Raw genomic sequence first — 14,705 nt, forward strand, 5'->3', positions numbered from 1 at the left:
GCCGATAAATGCCCGCTATGTTGTCATAAATTCCTTGGCGGCGGCGGTCGGAAAACGCAATGTTAAGCCTTTGTGGCGTAAGGCGTTTTCAAGCCCGTTTCCGGAGTCCGTGGTCTTGACGTCCGACACTACGACCGATCCGAACCACGGCGAACCCTATCGGGGTGTGGAACGCCGCCTGCGTGTGCCAGTGTTGGGCATGCGGTTCCGCGATCTCGATGAAAACGGCGCGGCGCAATACATGCTGCAGACGCCGCGCAGCGCCGACGAAGGCCTGGGCGTGTTCGTCACGCCCAACATCCAGCATATCGCGCTGGCGCGGAAGGACGACGAGTTCAATCGCGCGCTAGCAAGCGCCCAGATCATCGTCGCGGACGGGTTTCCGGTCTATCGCTTCGCGAAGCTGCGCGGCCTCTCGCTGCCGGGCCGCGTTGCCGGGCGCGCCGTGATCGAGCGGATGTTCGCCGACCCCGCCGCGCTGGCGGGCCACAGGGGGTTCTTCGTCGTCGACAGCCGCGCCACGGCGGAGGGCATCGAATGCTGGCTCAACGACTTTGCGCCGGCCTTCGCGGTCGAGACGCTGGTGCCGCCGTTCGGCTTCGAGAAAGACGCCGCCTATTGCCGCTCGCTCGCCGATGCGATCTCGACCTTCGACGCGACCCTGATCTTCCTGTGCATCGGCGCGCCCAAGAGCGAGCTGTTCGCCTACCGCTATCGCGCGCTGCTGCCGCCGGCATGGGCCTTGTGCGTCGGTCAGTCGTTTCGATTGCTGCTCGGCATGAATGCCCCCCCACCCGACCTGATGGTGCGGCTCAACCTGGAATGGCTGTGGCGCATCGTCCTCGAGCCGCGCCGCATGCTACAGCGTTATGGACCCAGTACGATCGGCTTTCTGCGTGCAGCGGTCGCAGACCTGCGTCAGTCGCGTTAAAATAATCTCATCTTGCTGAGGACATTTTCTTGGAAGACCAATTGCGTAACATCCTCGACGACGCCGGCGGGCTGTTGAAGCCGGCAGCGTCGCTGTCGCCGCGCGACGACCTGTTCGCCGCTGGTCTCACCTCGTTCAAGACCGTGGGCGTGATGCTCGCGATCGAAGAGGAATTCGACGTGGTGTTTCCGGACCAGCTGCTCACCCGTGCGACCTTCAGCAGCATCGCCGCGCTGACGGCGGCGATCGAGAGCATTCGGGGAGATGCCGATGCTGCATGATCCGTCCGCGACCGGACGTGCGATGGCCGCCGCGATCGAGCGGGTCGTCGCCGTCGCCGCCGCGCATGCCGACGCGGTGGATCGGGAAGGCCGTTTTCCCGCCGAGGCCGTCGCGGCGCTGCGGCAGGAAGGATTGCTCGGCGCGCTGGTGCCGGTCGCGCTGGGTGGCAGCGGCGCGACGATGGCGGAGATCGTCGGGCAATGCCAACGATTGGGCCGCGTCTGCGCATCGACCGCGATGGTCTATGCGATGCACCACAGCCAGCTCGCCTGCCTGGTGATGCATGCGCTGGACGACCCCTGGCAGCGCGATTTCGCGCGCCGGATCGCGACCGAGAATTTGCTGATCGCCTCGATCACGTCGGAGGTCGGCATCGGCGGCGACATGCGGTCGAGCCGCTGCGCGGTCGACGTGCAGGATGGCCGCTTCACGCTGGAAAAGCAGGCGCCGACCGTCTCCTACGGCGATTATGCCGATGTCTTCTTCGTGACCGCACGCACCCATGCCGAGGCGCCGCCGTCCGATCAGGTCCTCGTCGTCGTGCCACGCGAGGACGCCTCGTTCGAATCGACGGGCGGCTGGGACGCGCTGGGCATGCGCGGCACCAGCACGGTCGGCTTCACCTTCCGCGCCGAGGGCGTGGCCGCGCAGATCATGGCCGTGCCCTTCGCCGATATCGCCGCCGAGGCGATGGTGCCCGCATCGCACCTGATGTGGGGCGGCGTGTGGACCGGCATCGCGGTGGAGGCGCTGACCCGCGCGCGCACCTTCCTGCGCACCGCCGCGCGCCGCCAGCCCGGCCAGACGCAGCCCGGCGCGCATCGCCTGATGCACGCCGCCGGCCTGCTCGACGGCATGCAGGCGCGACTGCGCACGCTAATCGACCAGTTCGACGCGACCTATGCGCTCGGCAGCGACCGCGCCGTGGCCGATCCGCAGGAGACGGGCTGGCCGCAAGGCATGGCGCGCGCGACCGTGCTCAACATGCTGAAGCACGACGTATCGACGCAAGCCCACGAGGTGGTGCTGGAGGCGCTGCGTATCTGCGGCATGGCCGGATATCGCAACGGCACCGAATTCAGCATCGGCCGTCATCTGCGCGACATCCTGTCGGCGCAGCTGATGATCAACAACGACCGCATCGCCAGCGGCACCGGCGCCATGCTGTTCGCACAGCGCGCCGAACTGGGAACGCTCTGAACCATGGACATGCCCACCAGCTTCCGCACCCGCCTGATCGAGGCCGGCCTCGTCTTCCCGACCGGCATCGACGGCCTGTGGGGTCGCAGCGGCACGTTCGAGGCGGTGTTCGACGGTCTTGAGCGCGCGATCACCGCGGCGGGGCTGAAGGACAAGCCGGAAGTCATGCGCTTTCCACCGGCCATGGCGCAGAAGACGTTCGAGAAGAGCGGCTATATGAAGAATTTCCCGCATTTCGCGGGAACGGTGCATTGCTTCTGCGGTGACGATCGCGCGCATCACAAGCTGATGGGCCAGATGGAGCGCGGCGAGGATTGGATGGGGAACCAGCAACCCGCCGACCTCGTGCTGACGCCCGCCGCCTGTTACGCGGTATACCCGATCGTCGCCGAACGCGGCGTACTCCGTGAGGACGGTCACCTCGTCGATGTCGCGTCCTATTGCTTCCGGCACGAACCCTCGCTGGAACCGACGCGCCTGCAGCTGTTCCGCATGCGCGAATATGTGCGGATCGGCACGCCCGAACAGGTGCTCGCCTTCCGCGCCGACTGGATGGAGCGCGGGCAGGACTTCGTCCGCACGCTGGAGCTGCCGTTCGAGGTCGATGTCGCCAACGACCCGTTTTTCGGCCGTGCGGGTAAATTGCTCGCCGACAATCAGCGGATGCAGAATCTGAAATTCGAGCTGCTGGTGCCGGTCAATGACGGTGCCGGACCCACGGCCTGCCTCAGCTTCAACTATCACATGACCTATTTCGGCGACACCTGGAACATCCGGACGCCCGATGGCGCACCGGCGCAGACTGCCTGTTGCGCGTTCGGCATGGAGCGGCTGGTGCTGGCGTTGCTGCGTCATCACGGCTTCGACCTCGCCGCCTGGCCCGCAGGCGTGCGCGCGACGCTGGGCCTCGGCTGAGCGCATCCGATGGCGATGACCCCGATCTATATCGATGGCCGGTTCGGCTGGCTGCATGCGCCGACCGAAGGCGCACACGCGCCGGTCGGCGTCGTGCTGTGCCCCGCCTTCGCGCAGGAAGAGGTGTGTACCCACCACGGCCTGATGGCGCTGGGCGAGGCGCTTGCCGCGCGCGGGATCGCAGCGGTCCGCTTCGATTATGGCGGGACCGGGGATTCGATCGACGGGCCGGTGACGCTGGATGGGCTGATCGCCGATGCCGAAGCGGCGGCGGCATGGCTGCGCGGCCATGCCCACGTCGATCGCGTGATGCTGGCCGGCGTGCGATTGGGCGCGGCGATCGCTATGCTGGCGGCGAAGCGGCTCGATGATGTCAGTGCCCTCATCCTGCTCGCGCCGGCGCTATCCGGGCAGGCGTTCCTGCGCGAAACCCGCGCCTCGGCGGCGGTCGCGAGCCTCTCGGGTCTCGACCCCGTCCCGCCTCTGGAGAGCGATCAGCCGCTCAACACCAACGGCTTCCGCTGGACCGCCGCCTTCCAGCGCGAGGTGGCGGCGATCGACCTCACGGTCGTAGAGGCGCCCGTCGAGACGGCGCTGTTCGTGCCGCCGCGGACGGACCGGCGTTCGGGCAAGCTGGCTCAGCGCTGGCGCGACGCGGGCGGTGCAACCACCGAACTGCCCTTCGCCGATTACGACGGCTGGATGCAGGATCCCACAACCAACGAGACGCCGGTCGACACCTTCGCCGCCGTCGCCGATTGGGTGGCCCGGCATGCCGGAACGCCTGCGGGCGCTGCCATCGCGCCGCTGCGTGACGACCCAACGCTCGCCACCGATGCCTATATCGAAGAGCCGCTGCGCTTCGGTCCGGACGACGCGCTGTTCGGCATGCTGTGCCGGCCCGCCGCACGCCCGGCGGCGCCGGTCGCGGCATTGTTGATGCACGAGGGCAGCACCCATCACATCGGCAACGGGCGCGCCTATGTGCGCCTCGCGCGCCGGCTGGCGGCAGAGGGCTTCGCCTCGCTGCGGATGGACCTGACCGGCATGGGCGACAGCCCGGCGGGCGACAATCCGCGCCACCCGCATTACGACCCCGAACGCATTCCCGAAGGCGTCGCCAGCCTCGATTGCCTGGAGGCGCAGGGCTTCCCCCGCGCGATTGTCGCCGGCCTGTGTTCGGGCGCGCACACCGCCTTGCAGGTGACGCTCGCCGACGAGCGCGCGGTGGGCAGCGTGGTGCTCAACCTGCAAAAGTTCATCTGGCATTATGGCGACGATATCCGCGTCGCAGTGCGCGACAACAAACGGTCGCTGAAGGGCTATATCCGCGCGATGCGCAATCCGGGCGAATGGCGCCGGATGCTGAAGGGCGAGGCCGACCTGCCCGGTATCGCCCGCGTCCTCGCCAAGCGGAGCGCCGTCCGCCTGCGTCACGCGGCGACCAGCCTGCTGCCGCCCAAGCCCGGATCGGAAGCCGCGCAGGTTCGCGAACAGCTCCAGACGCTGTCGGCGCGCGGCGCCCACGTCCACCTCGTCTTCAGCGACGAAGACCCCGGCCTTGCCGACATGGGCATGAAGCTCGGCCGCGGCGCGCGCCTGCTCCGCCAATATCCGCCCGTCCGGATGGTCACGCTCGACCGCGCCGACCATCACTTCAACGGCACGCTCGCGCGCAATCGGCATATCGCGATGATGATCGCCGCGATGACCGACGCGGTCGCCGCGCATGGTGCCGGCCTGCCCTCCGCCTCGCCGCGGACGGAGCTGCCGGCGGCGGCCGAGTGACCCAGGCCGCTTCGGTGCGGCCCGAAGCGGCCAGCGGCACGATCGCCGGACGCGGATTTCGCCTCGGCATTTATGCGGCGCTGATCACGCTGGATCTCACCGCGCTGTTCGCGTCCTTCACCCTGGCCGGCGCGGTCACGTTGAACGACGCGCTCGACGTGTGGGTGGTTAACGATCTCGCCGTGCTGCTGCCGATCTATTTCGGCATCGTGCTGCAGCGAAAGCCGTACAGCGGCCGGTTCTTCCAGAATTGGCGGCGGACGACGCGCGATGCGGTAACGGCGCTGCTGACCGCGACGGGAACGGCGCTGCTGCTCGTGTCCTATCTGCATGCCGAAGTCGACGTGTCGTTCCGCCTGCTGCTGGCCGGGGTCGTGATCGCCGCCGCGCTGATGGTGGCGGGCCGCTGGGCTCTGCACAAACTCGCCGAAGCGCATACCGGCGGCTGGCATATCGCCACGATGGTCGTCATCGACGGCATTCAGCCCGCCGCGTTGCACGATCCATCGATCGCGCGGCTGCCGGCGATCGACATGACCGGCATCGACATCACGGCACCCGCGCTACCCCACCATATCCTGGCTACCTTCAGCGAACGCACCGCCGACGCCGAGCGCGTCATCGTCGCCTGCGCGGCGGACCGGCGCGAGGCGTGGGCGCGGCTGCTCCGCGGTGCCAACGTCCAGGGCGAAGTGCTGCTGCCCGAATGGCAGTGCCTGGCGCCCGTCCGCCTCTCGCACCTTGCCGACATGCCTAGCGCGGTGGTGTCGCTGGGGCCGCTCGACACGCGCAGCCGCCTGCTCAAGCGCGCCTTCGACCTGTCGGTCGCGGGGGGCGCATTGGTGCTGCTCTCCCCGATCCTGCTCCTCACCGCGCTGGCGATCAAGCTCGACAGCCGTGGGCCGGTGCTGTTCCGCCAGCCGCGCGTCGGGCGCGGCAACCGGCTGTTCCACGTCCTCAAGTTCCGCAGCATGCGCGTCGATGGCGCCGATCTGGCGGGTGATCGGTCGACGCAGCGCGGCGACCCGCGCGTCACCCGCGTCGGCCGCTTCATTCGTGCGACCAGCATCGACGAGCTGCCGCAGGTGCTCAACGTGCTGCGGGGCGAGATGAGCATCGTCGGTCCGCGTCCCCACGCGCTCGGCAGCCTGGCGGGCGACCGGTTGTTCTGGGACGTCGAGCCCCGCTATTGGCAGCGGCACGCGATCAAGCCCGGCATCACCGGCCTTGCGCAGGTCCGCGGCTATCGCGGCGCCACGGAACATGCCGACGACCTGCACGGCCGCGTCGACCACGACCTGGCCTATCTGCGCGGCTGGACGCTGTTCCGCGACCTGCGCATCATCCTGATGACGCTGCGGGTGCTGGTACACCGCAACGCCTTCTGACGCGTCAGTCCTTCGGCGCTTCGCGCACGTCGCCCTCGCCCGCCGTGCCGGCGCTGCCGATCGAACGGTCGATCAGGCCCGACCGGCTCATCCACCAGAACAGCAGCACGCCGGGCAGCGCGGCAAAGGTCGTGCCCCAATAGAAGGCGACATAGCCGAAGCGATCGACCAATTGGCCCGTCGTCGTCGCGGTCAGAATACGGCCGACGATGCTCGCCGCCGCCGAGATCAACGCATATTGCGACGCGGTGAAGCGCAGGTCGCAGAGCGCCGAGAAATAGGCGACGACGGTGACGCCGCCTATGCCGCTCGCCATATTCTCGAACGCCATCGCGCCCGCGAGGCCGAGGTTCGAATGCCCCGATGCGGCCAGCAGCGCGAAGCTGGCGTTGGACACCATCATCAGGATCAGGCTGAGCATGACCGATCGCTTCAGCCCCAGCCGTGCATACAGCACGCCGCCGAGTGCCAGACCGATCCAGAACGCCCAGAAGCCGATGACCACGTCGTACAGCGCGATCTCGTCATTGGTGAAGCCCAGGTCGTCGAGCAGAAGCCGCAGCGCCTGCTGCCCCAGCGTATCGCCGATCTTGTGGAGCAGGATGAACGCGAGGATCAGCCACGCGCCGTGGCGGCGGAAGAATTCCAGGAACGGCCCGACGATCGACGCCTGCACCTCGGCAAGCCCGCGCCGCTGCGCCGGTTCGCGCCGCCGCGACGGCTCGCCGCGGGTCAGCGCGACGATCATCGCCGGCAACGCGAACAGCACGCAGGCGAGATAGGCGACATGCCAGTTCGATCGCGCCGCGATCACCAGCGCCAGCGAGCCGGCCAGCACCGACCCGATCTTCCAGCCATATTGCGTCATGCCCGATCCGACGCCCATCTGTTCGGGCTCCAGCGTCTCGATACGATAGGCGTCGATGACGATGTCGTAGGTCGCGCCGGCAAAGCCGACCAGCACGACAGCGATGATCGTCGCCTGCAAATTCGCCGCCGGATCGACCAGCGCCAGATTGGTGACCGCCGCCATCACCATCACGCCCGCCAGCAGGATCCACGACACGCGCTGCCCCAGCGCGCCGATCAGCGGCAGCCGTACGCCATCGACCATCCACGCCCATAACGGCTTCAGATTGTAGACGAGGAAGCCCAGCGTGAAGGCGGTAATCGTCGCCTTGTCCAGCCCGTCCTGCTTCAGCCGCGTCGTCAGCGTCGCGCCGATCATCGTGAAGGCGAGGCCCGACGAAATGCCCATGAAGAACACCGCGATCGGCCCGCGTTCCGCATAGGGCGCCAGCGGCGTCAGCCGCGCCCGGATCGCCGGCGAGCGGCGCATGATCGCGATGACGAGTGCGGCGAGGGCCGCGACGATGAGGAAGTAGAGGTTGTTGCCGGTCAACATGGCGGCAACACTAACGGCTTATTCGCCGCCGACCAGCGGGATTACGCCGCGGGCGCTTCCCCCGGCGGCACGGCGAACAATGCGAAGCCGGTGGGCAGCTTGCGCGGACGCTTGCCGGCGAGCGCGGCGTCGATCGCCTCGATCGATCCGATCAGGTCGCGCTGCTGATAGGGTTTGACGAGGCGCCCGGTCGCTAGCGCCTCCGCCTCGGGCGGGAAGCGACCGGTGACGAACAGCACCGGCACCGCGGCGGCACGGGCACTGCGCGCTACGTCCAGCCCCGATCCGTCCGCCAGATTGACGTCGACCAGCACCAGATCGAGCGCCTCTCCCGATTCCAGCACCGACACCGCCTCTGCCACCCGGTCCACCGTCGCGATGATCGTGTAGCCCGCCTCCCGCAGGATATGTTCGGTATCGAAGGCGATGAGTGGTTCATCCTCGACCACCAGCAGCCGTTCGATCAGCCGCTTCTTCCGCCCGAACAACATATGCCGCTATGCCCCTTGGTTGACGGCGTTATCCCGTGTCACGCCCGATTCGGTTAACGCGCATCTGGCGGCAAGTGACGCAAATTTTTTCACGTCCGGCACAATTGCGCGTATGGGGCGACGATGGCCGACCCCAAAGACCCCCGCACCCCTGCCGCCGCGGGCAAGACGCCCGGCGACCGGATCGCGAAACTGCTGGCCCGCGCGGGCGTCGCCAGCCGCCGCGAGATCGAACGGATGATCGCCGAAGGGCGCGTCGCGCTCGACGGCACGGTGCTCGATACCCCCGCCACCGTGCTGACGTCGCTGCGCGGCGTGACCGTCGATGGCCAGCCCGTTGGCTCGCCCGAACCGACGCGGCTGTTCCTGTATCACAAGCCGACCGGGCTGCTGGTCACCGAACGCGACCCCAAGGGGCGGCCGACGATCTACGATCGCCTGCCCCACGATCTGCCGCGGCTGGTGCCGGTCGGGCGGCTCGACCTCAATACCGAGGGGCTGCTGCTGCTGACCACCGACGGCGGCTTCAAGCGGCAGCTGGAGCTGCCCGCGACCGGCGTCGAGCGCAGCTATCGCGCGCGCGCCTATGGCAACGTCACGCAGCAGCAGCTCGAGGAGCTGGCCGAGGGCGTCGAAATCGAGGGCATTCGTTACGGATCGATCGACGCCAATATCGAGCGGCGCACCGGCGCCAACGTGTGGATCGAGATCACGATCACCGAAGGCAAGAACCGCGAGGTGCGCCGCGTCCTCGAATATCTCGGGCTGCAGGTCAGCCGCCTGATCCGCACCCGCTATGGCCCGTTCGTGCTCGGCGACCTGCCGGTCGGCGGGATCGGCGAGGTGAAGCAGCATGAGATCGTCGGCTTCCGCAAGACGCTGAAGGGCGGCGCGCCGGACGAGCCGATCGCGGCCGCCCCCCGTGCCGGCTTCCGCACCGCGCCCAGCGTCGATCGCACCACCCGCACGCGTCGCGGCGCCGAGCGTGGCGTGGAGCGGCCGGCAACTGCACGGCCGACCACCCCAGGCGAGCGCCCGACGCGATCGCGCCCGCGCGCCGAGGGTAGCATGGACCGTCCTGCCGCCGCCCGCACCGCGAACCCGCGCGCCGCCGCCGCGGGCGAAGCGCCCCGCCCCGGCTTCCGCATCCCCGCGACGACCGATCGCGGCGCCCGCACGCGGACCCGAACCGACGCGCGCGCCCGCGACGACGCCCGCGCCGGCAAGGCCAACGTCCCCACCGGCGGCTCGGCGATGAAGCCGTGGGAGCTTCATGATGAGCGCGGCGCCGATCGCAGCAGCGACCGCAACCGCTCGGGTGCTCCCCGCTTCGGCCGGAACAAGCCCGACGCCTCCCGCTCCGGCCCCCGCGCCCCGCGTGGCGACGGACCGACGCGCGGCGGCCCCGCAAGCGGCGGCGGGTCGCCGCGCCCATCGGGCGGGCGTCCTCCCGGCGGTGGCTTCAAGGGCGGGCCGAAGGGCGGACCGCGCGGGGGCCGCTCGTGAGGGTGATCGCCGGCCAGTGGCGCGGGCGTCCGCTCGTCGCGCCCAAGGGCGACGCGACGCGCCCCACCGCCGACCGCACGCGCGAGGCCTTGTTCTCGATGCTCACCAGCCGGCTCGGCAGCTTCGAAGGGCTCGCCGTCGCCGATCTGTTCGCCGGATCGGGCGCGCTGGGGATCGAGGCGCTGTCGCGCGGTGCGGCATCGTGCCTGTTCGTCGAACAGGACGGCGCGGCGCTGGATGCGCTGAAGGCCAACCTCGCCAAGCTCGGCACGCGCGGCGACGTGCGCAGCGGGTCGGTGATGGCGCTGGGGCCGGCGCGCGCGCCGCTTGACCTCATCATGATGGACCCGCCCTACGGCACCGGTGCAGGCCTGGTAGCCTTGGATAAATTGGCGCGGCTGGGCTGGACGAACGCCGCGACCTGGGTCAGCATAGAGACCGCACGCGACGAGGCGGTCGAGGTCGCGGGGTTCGCCATCGACACCAGCCGCGTGCATGGAAAGGCCCGCGTGACACTCTTGCGGGCCGCCTGATCGCAACAGGAGGGAGCCATGGCGACGCAGTTCATTCCCCACCATTACGATGCTCCGCGGCGGTCGGGGCCGCAGGCGGTGGTCGGATGGGTGCATCATCCCTTGCCCAAGGGCATCGAGCTGGAGGTGCAGACGACGCCGTCCGCACAGGCGCTCGACAATCAGCAGATCGCGACGACGCGGCTGGTGCTGAGCCGCAACCAGGCGCTGCTGCTCGCCAGCTTCCTGCTCAACGCGACGGGCTATTCCGAGGCCGACGTCCCGAAACGCAGCGTGTCGCGCTGGCCGCGCTGGTTCAGTCGACGGTCCTGACCCGCGGCAACAGCGCGAGGCCGGCGAGGCTCACGAGGCCCGCCGCGACCAGATACAGCCCGATCCACCACAGCCCGCGCGCAGCCAGCGCCTGCGCCGCGATCGGCGCGAGCGCCCCGCCCAGGATGCCGCCGACGTTAAACGTCATCGACACGCCGGTGTAGCGCACGCCCGCCGGAAACAGCGTCGGCAGCCAGCCGCCGAGCGGGCCATAGGCAAAGCCCATCACGAACAGTGCGAAGGCCAGCCACGCGAACACCACGAACAGTGATCCCGCGCCCAGCATCGGCCCCATCAGCGCGCCGGCGACGATGCAGCCCAGAAAGCCGATCACCAGCATCCGCTCCGCCCCCGTCCGGTCTGCCAGTACGCTCGCCACGATCACGCCTGCGGCCAGAAACAGGATCGCGACCAACTCGACGCCGAGCAGCGCCGTCTTGTCATAGCCCAGCGTCGTCGTGCCGTAGCTCAGCGTGAAGGCGGTCGCGAGGTAGAAGAGCGCGAAGCACGCCACCACCCCGCCGGTGCCGGCCAGCAGCGCGCGACCATGACCGGCGAACAGCGTCGCCAGCGGCACCTTGGGCAGCGCCTCCGCCTTGGCCGCCTCGACGAAGGCGGGCGTCTCGGTCAGCTTCAGCCGGATCCACAGGCCGAGCGCGACCAACACCGCGCTCACCAGGAACGGCAGGCGCCACCCCCAGGCGCGGAATTGCCCGTCGCTCAGCACCAGACCCAGCAGCAGGAACAGCCCGTTCGCCAGGATGAAGCCGACCGGCGCCCCCAGCGGGGGGAACATGCCCCAGGTGTTGCGCCGATGCGGCGGCGCATTCTCGACCGCGAGCAGCGCCGCGCCGCCCCATTCGCCGCCCAGCCCCAGCCCCTGCCCCAATCGCATCAGGCACAACAGCAGCGGCGCCCAGATGCCGAATTGTTGATAGGTCGGCAGGAAGGCGATCGCGACCGTCGACCCGCCCATCAGCAACAGGCTGGCGACCAAGGTCGACTTACGCCCGATCCGGTCGCCGAAATGCCCGAACAGCGCCGCACCGATCGGCCGCGCGAAGAAGGCCACGGCAAAGCTCGCGAAGCTCATCATCTGCCGCGCCGACGCACTTTCCCCCGGAAAGAACAGCGCCGGAAACACCAGCGCCGCGGCGGTGGCGTAAATGTAGAAATCGTAGAATTCCACCGCCGTACCGACCAGACTCGCGGTCAGGATCCGGCGCGGCGAGGCTGGCGCGACGGCGGCGTCCGGAACTTTGGCGGCAGGGAATTGGCTCATGCCGCCCTTCTAACCCCCAAATAAAGGCATCTGGCAACAAAGTTGCCATCCCTTCGCAACATTCCGCCGCTACCGCGATGCCACCGCGGCTCCCCTCCCCCTGTGGGTCGCGATGTATCGGTCGCCTTTCTGTCGACTGGTGCTCCCTGAACTACGGGGCGGCCGCACCGGTGGCTGCCCCGATTTTTCCGGGCTTGCCGCGCTCGCAGCTTGCCGAGCCAAGCGCCGTTCCCTACCTGTTCGCCGGTGACCGACACCGCCTCCCCCGCCGCCCTGCAGGATCCGCCGTATCTCAAGGGGTTGAACCCGCCGCAGCGCGACGCGGTGCTCACCACCGAAGGCCCGGTGCTGATGCTGGCCGGCGCAGGCACGGGCAAGACCGCGGCGCTGACCGCGCGGCTCGCGCATTTGCTGTGGACGCGCAAGGCGTGGCCGTCGGAGATTCTCGCCGTCACCTTCACCAACAAGGCCGCGCGCGAGATGCGCGAGCGCGTCGGCCGGATGGTCGGCGACGCGGTGGAGGGCATGCCGTGGCTCGGCACCTTCCACGCGATCGGCGCCAAGATGCTCCGCCGCCATGCCGAGCTGGTCGGATTGCAGTCGAACTTCACCATCCTCGACACCGACGATCAGTTGCGGCTGCTCAAGCAGTTGATCGTCGCCGCGGACATCGACGAAAAGCGCTTCCCCGCGCGCAGCCTCGCCGGCCTGATCGACGATTGGAAGAACAGGGGTCTGGTCCCCGCCGATATCGATGCCGGCGAGAGCGAGCGCTACGCCAACGGACGCGGCGGCGAGCTGTATACGCAATATCAGGCGCGGCTGCGCAACGTGAACGCCTGCGACTTCGGCGACCTGCTGCTCCACATGCTCACCATCCTGAAGACGCATGCCGATGTGCTGCGGACGTATCAGGAACGCTTCAAATACATCATGGTGGACGAATATCAGGACACCAACATCGTCCAGTATCTGTGGCTGCGGCTGCTCGCCCAGACACGCAAGAACATCGCCTGCGTCGGCGACGATGATCAGTCCATCTATTCGTGGCGCGGCGCACAGGTCGAAAACATCCTGAAGTTCGAGAAGGATTTTCCCGGCGCCAAGGTGATCCGCCTCGAACAGAATTACCGGTCGACGCCCCACATCCTCGGCGCCGCATCGGGCGTGATCGCGCATAACGGCGGTCGGCTCGGCAAGACGCTGTGGACCGAACTCGACGTAGGCGAAAAGGTGCGCGTGCTGGGGGTGTGGGACGGGCCCGAAGAAGCCCGCCGGGTCAGCGACGAGATCGAGGCCGCGCAGCGGAACGGCACCCCGCTCGACCATATCGCGATCCTCGTCCGCGCGCAGCATCAGACGCGCGAGTTCGAAGACCGCTTCATCTCGATCGGCATGCCGTACCGCATCGTCGGCGGCTATCGCTTCTACGAACGCGCCGAAATCCGCGACGCGCTCGCCTATCTGCGCATCGTCAACCAGCCGTCGGACGATCTGGCCTTCGAACGCATCGTCAACGTCCCCAAACGCGGCCTTGGCGACAAGGCGATCGCCAAGATCCACCAGCTCGCCCGCGCCGAGGGCGTACCGCTCACCATCGCCGCGGCGCGCATTCTCGACACCGACGAACTGACCCCGCAGGCGCGCCGCGCGCTCGGCAATTTCGTCGGCGACGTCGCCCGCTGGCGCGACCGGGCGCGCGACCTGCCGCATGCCGAGCTGGCGCGGCAGATGCTCGACGAATCGGGCTATACCGCGATGTGGCAGGCCGAAAAGTCGGTCGAGGCATCCGGGCGGCTCGAAAACCTGTCCGAACTCATCCGCGCGATGGAGGAGTACGAATCCCTCGGCGCATTCCTCGAGCACGTCAGCCTCGTCATGGACAAGGACGGCGCGGTGCAGGCGCCCGAGGTGACGATCATGACGATCCACGCCGCCAAGGGCCTCGAATTCGACACCGTCTTCCTGGTCGGTTGGGAAGAGGGCCTGTTCCCCTCGCAACGTGCGATCGACGAAGGCGGCACGCGCAGCCTGGAGGAGGAGCGCCGCCTCGCCTATGTCGCGATTACGCGTGCGCGCCGCCGCGCGACGATCCTCCACGCCGCCAACCGCCGCATCTACGGCCAGTGGACCTCCAGCATTCCCAGCCGCTTCGTCGGCGAGTTGCCGCCCGAACATACCGACAGCGACACCACCATGTCGGGTGGCGAAAGCCTGTGGCGTGCCAATTGGAGCGAGCGCGCCGATCCCTTCGCCAATGTCGCACGCGGCACCGGCCGCGGTCCGGGCTGGCAGCGCGCGGCGGGGTCCGGCTCCGGCTTCACCACCCAGCCGACGCGGATCGTCGAGAGCCGGGCGAGCGCGGTCAGCATCGGCAACAAGGGGCGCAGCGACCTCAGCGTCGGCATGCGCGTCTTCCACCAGAAGTTCGGCTATGGCGCGATCGCCGAGATCGAAGGCAACAAGCTGGAGATCGACTTCGAAGCCGCCGGCCGCAAGCGGGTGATGGACAGCTTCGTCACGATCGGGTGAGCCAGGCGTCCCCACCCGAGTACTACCCTCCTCGTCATTGCGAGCGCAGCGACGGACTGAGGCGACGGACTGAGGCGACGGACTGAGGCGACCGATCCCACCTTGGCGTCGTCCGGCAACCGCGCCTCTGCGACATGCCG

General features: G+C 68.6%; 13 protein-coding genes. 10 read left to right on the top strand and 3 right to left on the bottom strand.

The genetic code is table 11. The annotated features are described in order from the left end of the window. Positions 1-34 precede the first annotated feature (34 nt). From SPHME3_RS0115285 to SPHME3_RS0115310, 6 genes are read left to right on the top strand one after another with little or no spacing between them, the layout of a single operon-like run. Complete coding sequence (locus tag SPHME3_RS0115285) at positions 35-931, top strand: WecB/TagA/CpsF family glycosyltransferase (RefSeq protein ID WP_231292000.1); 897 nt, start codon at positions 35-37, stop codon at positions 929-931. Between the two features lie 29 nt (positions 932-960). After that, positions 961-1,212 carry an acyl carrier protein gene (locus SPHME3_RS0115290; RefSeq protein WP_017978439.1) on the top strand — a complete coding sequence of 84 codons (252 nt, stop codon included), beginning with the start codon at positions 961-963 and terminating at the stop codon, positions 1,210-1,212. Beyond that, positions 1,202-2,413 (top strand): acyl-CoA dehydrogenase family protein, encoded by a 1,212-nt coding sequence (locus tag SPHME3_RS0115295; RefSeq protein ID WP_147036799.1) that lies wholly within the window; start codon positions 1,202-1,204, stop codon positions 2,411-2,413. Before SPHME3_RS0115290 ends, SPHME3_RS0115295 begins: the two co-directional genes overlap by 11 nt. Positions 2,414-2,416: 3 nt before the next feature. After that, complete coding sequence (locus tag SPHME3_RS0115300; RefSeq protein WP_017978437.1) at positions 2,417-3,328, top strand: amino acid--[acyl-carrier-protein] ligase; 912 nt, start codon at positions 2,417-2,419, stop codon at positions 3,326-3,328. Positions 3,329-3,343: 15 nt separating this feature from the next. Next, positions 3,344-5,116, top strand: coding sequence for a serine aminopeptidase domain-containing protein (locus SPHME3_RS0115305; RefSeq protein ID WP_231291999.1), 1,773 nt, complete (start codon positions 3,344-3,346; stop codon positions 5,114-5,116). Further along, positions 5,113-6,504, top strand: coding sequence for an exopolysaccharide biosynthesis polyprenyl glycosylphosphotransferase (locus SPHME3_RS0115310; RefSeq protein WP_018251025.1), 1,392 nt, complete (start codon positions 5,113-5,115; stop codon positions 6,502-6,504). Before SPHME3_RS0115305 ends, SPHME3_RS0115310 begins: the two co-directional genes overlap by 4 nt. A 4-nt stretch (positions 6,505-6,508) precedes the next feature. Here SPHME3_RS0115310 and SPHME3_RS0115315 read toward each other — a convergent pair whose 3' ends face one another. Continuing rightward, positions 6,509-7,909: an AmpG family muropeptide MFS transporter gene (locus SPHME3_RS0115315; RefSeq protein WP_017978434.1), complete on the bottom strand. Its 1,401-nt coding sequence runs from the start codon at positions 7,907-7,909 to the stop codon at positions 6,509-6,511. Positions 7,910-7,950: 41 nt separating this feature from the next. Next, positions 7,951-8,400 (bottom strand): response regulator, encoded by a 450-nt coding sequence (locus tag SPHME3_RS0115320; protein ID WP_017978433.1) that lies wholly within the window; start codon positions 8,398-8,400, stop codon positions 7,951-7,953. Positions 8,401-8,523: 123 nt separating this feature from the next. On the opposite strand from SPHME3_RS0115320, the gene SPHME3_RS0115325 reads away from it, so the two are divergent. From SPHME3_RS0115325 to SPHME3_RS0115335, 3 genes are read left to right on the top strand one after another with little or no spacing between them, the layout of a single operon-like run. Continuing rightward, on the top strand, positions 8,524-9,906 hold the full coding sequence (locus SPHME3_RS0115325) for a pseudouridine synthase (RefSeq protein WP_017978432.1): 1,383 nt from the start codon (positions 8,524-8,526) through the stop codon (positions 9,904-9,906). After that, on the top strand, positions 9,903-10,439 hold the full coding sequence (rsmD, locus tag SPHME3_RS0115330; protein WP_024310514.1) for a 16S rRNA (guanine(966)-N(2))-methyltransferase RsmD: 537 nt from the start codon (positions 9,903-9,905) through the stop codon (positions 10,437-10,439). The genes SPHME3_RS0115325 and rsmD overlap by 4 nt, the downstream gene beginning before the upstream one ends. A gap of 18 nt (positions 10,440-10,457) precedes the next feature. After that, the gene (locus tag SPHME3_RS0115335) at positions 10,458-10,751 is read left to right on the top strand and encodes a hypothetical protein (RefSeq protein ID WP_017978430.1); all 294 of its coding nucleotides are present in this window, start codon (positions 10,458-10,460) and stop codon (positions 10,749-10,751) included. Here SPHME3_RS0115335 and SPHME3_RS0115340 read toward each other — a convergent pair. Then, positions 10,735-12,033: an MFS transporter gene (locus SPHME3_RS0115340; protein WP_017978429.1), complete on the bottom strand. Its 1,299-nt coding sequence runs from the start codon at positions 12,031-12,033 to the stop codon at positions 10,735-10,737. The genes SPHME3_RS0115335 and SPHME3_RS0115340 overlap by 17 nt on opposite strands. Before the next feature lie 246 nt (positions 12,034-12,279). Here SPHME3_RS0115340 and SPHME3_RS0115345 point away from each other — a divergent pair, with 246 nt between their 5' ends. Then, positions 12,280-14,565, top strand: a complete 2,286-nt coding sequence (locus SPHME3_RS0115345; RefSeq protein ID WP_017978428.1) for an ATP-dependent helicase — start codon at positions 12,280-12,282, stop codon at positions 14,563-14,565. Positions 14,566-14,705: the final 140 nt, after the last annotated feature.

The organism is Sphingomonas melonis DAPP-PG 224, assembly GCF_000379045.1.
In the GTDB taxonomy this organism is placed as follows: domain Bacteria; phylum Pseudomonadota; class Alphaproteobacteria; order Sphingomonadales; family Sphingomonadaceae; genus Sphingomonas; species Sphingomonas aquatilis.

Bases quoted from the DNA above. Each gene is read 5' to 3' on its own strand.
- SPHME3_RS0115295 (WP_147036799.1), top strand. From the start codon at position 1,202: ATGCTGCATGATCCGTCCGCGACCGGACGTGCGATGGCCGCCGCGATC.
- SPHME3_RS0115300 (WP_017978437.1), top strand. From the start codon at position 2,417: ATGGACATGCCCACCAGCTTCCGCACCCGCCTGATCGAGGCCGGCCTC.
- SPHME3_RS0115305 (WP_231291999.1), top strand. From the start codon at position 3,344: ATGACCCCGATCTATATCGATGGCCGGTTCGGCTGGCTGCATGCGCCG.
- SPHME3_RS0115315 (WP_017978434.1), bottom strand. From the start codon at position 7,909: ATGTTGACCGGCAACAACCTCTACTTCCTCATCGTCGCGGCCCTCGCC.
- SPHME3_RS0115320 (WP_017978433.1), bottom strand. From the start codon at position 8,400: ATGTTGTTCGGGCGGAAGAAGCGGCTGATCGAACGGCTGCTGGTGGTC.
- SPHME3_RS0115325 (WP_017978432.1), top strand. From the start codon at position 8,524: ATGGCCGACCCCAAAGACCCCCGCACCCCTGCCGCCGCGGGCAAGACG.
- SPHME3_RS0115335 (WP_017978430.1), top strand. From the start codon at position 10,458: ATGGCGACGCAGTTCATTCCCCACCATTACGATGCTCCGCGGCGGTCG.
- SPHME3_RS0115340 (WP_017978429.1), bottom strand. From the start codon at position 12,033: ATGAGCCAATTCCCTGCCGCCAAAGTTCCGGACGCCGCCGTCGCGCCA.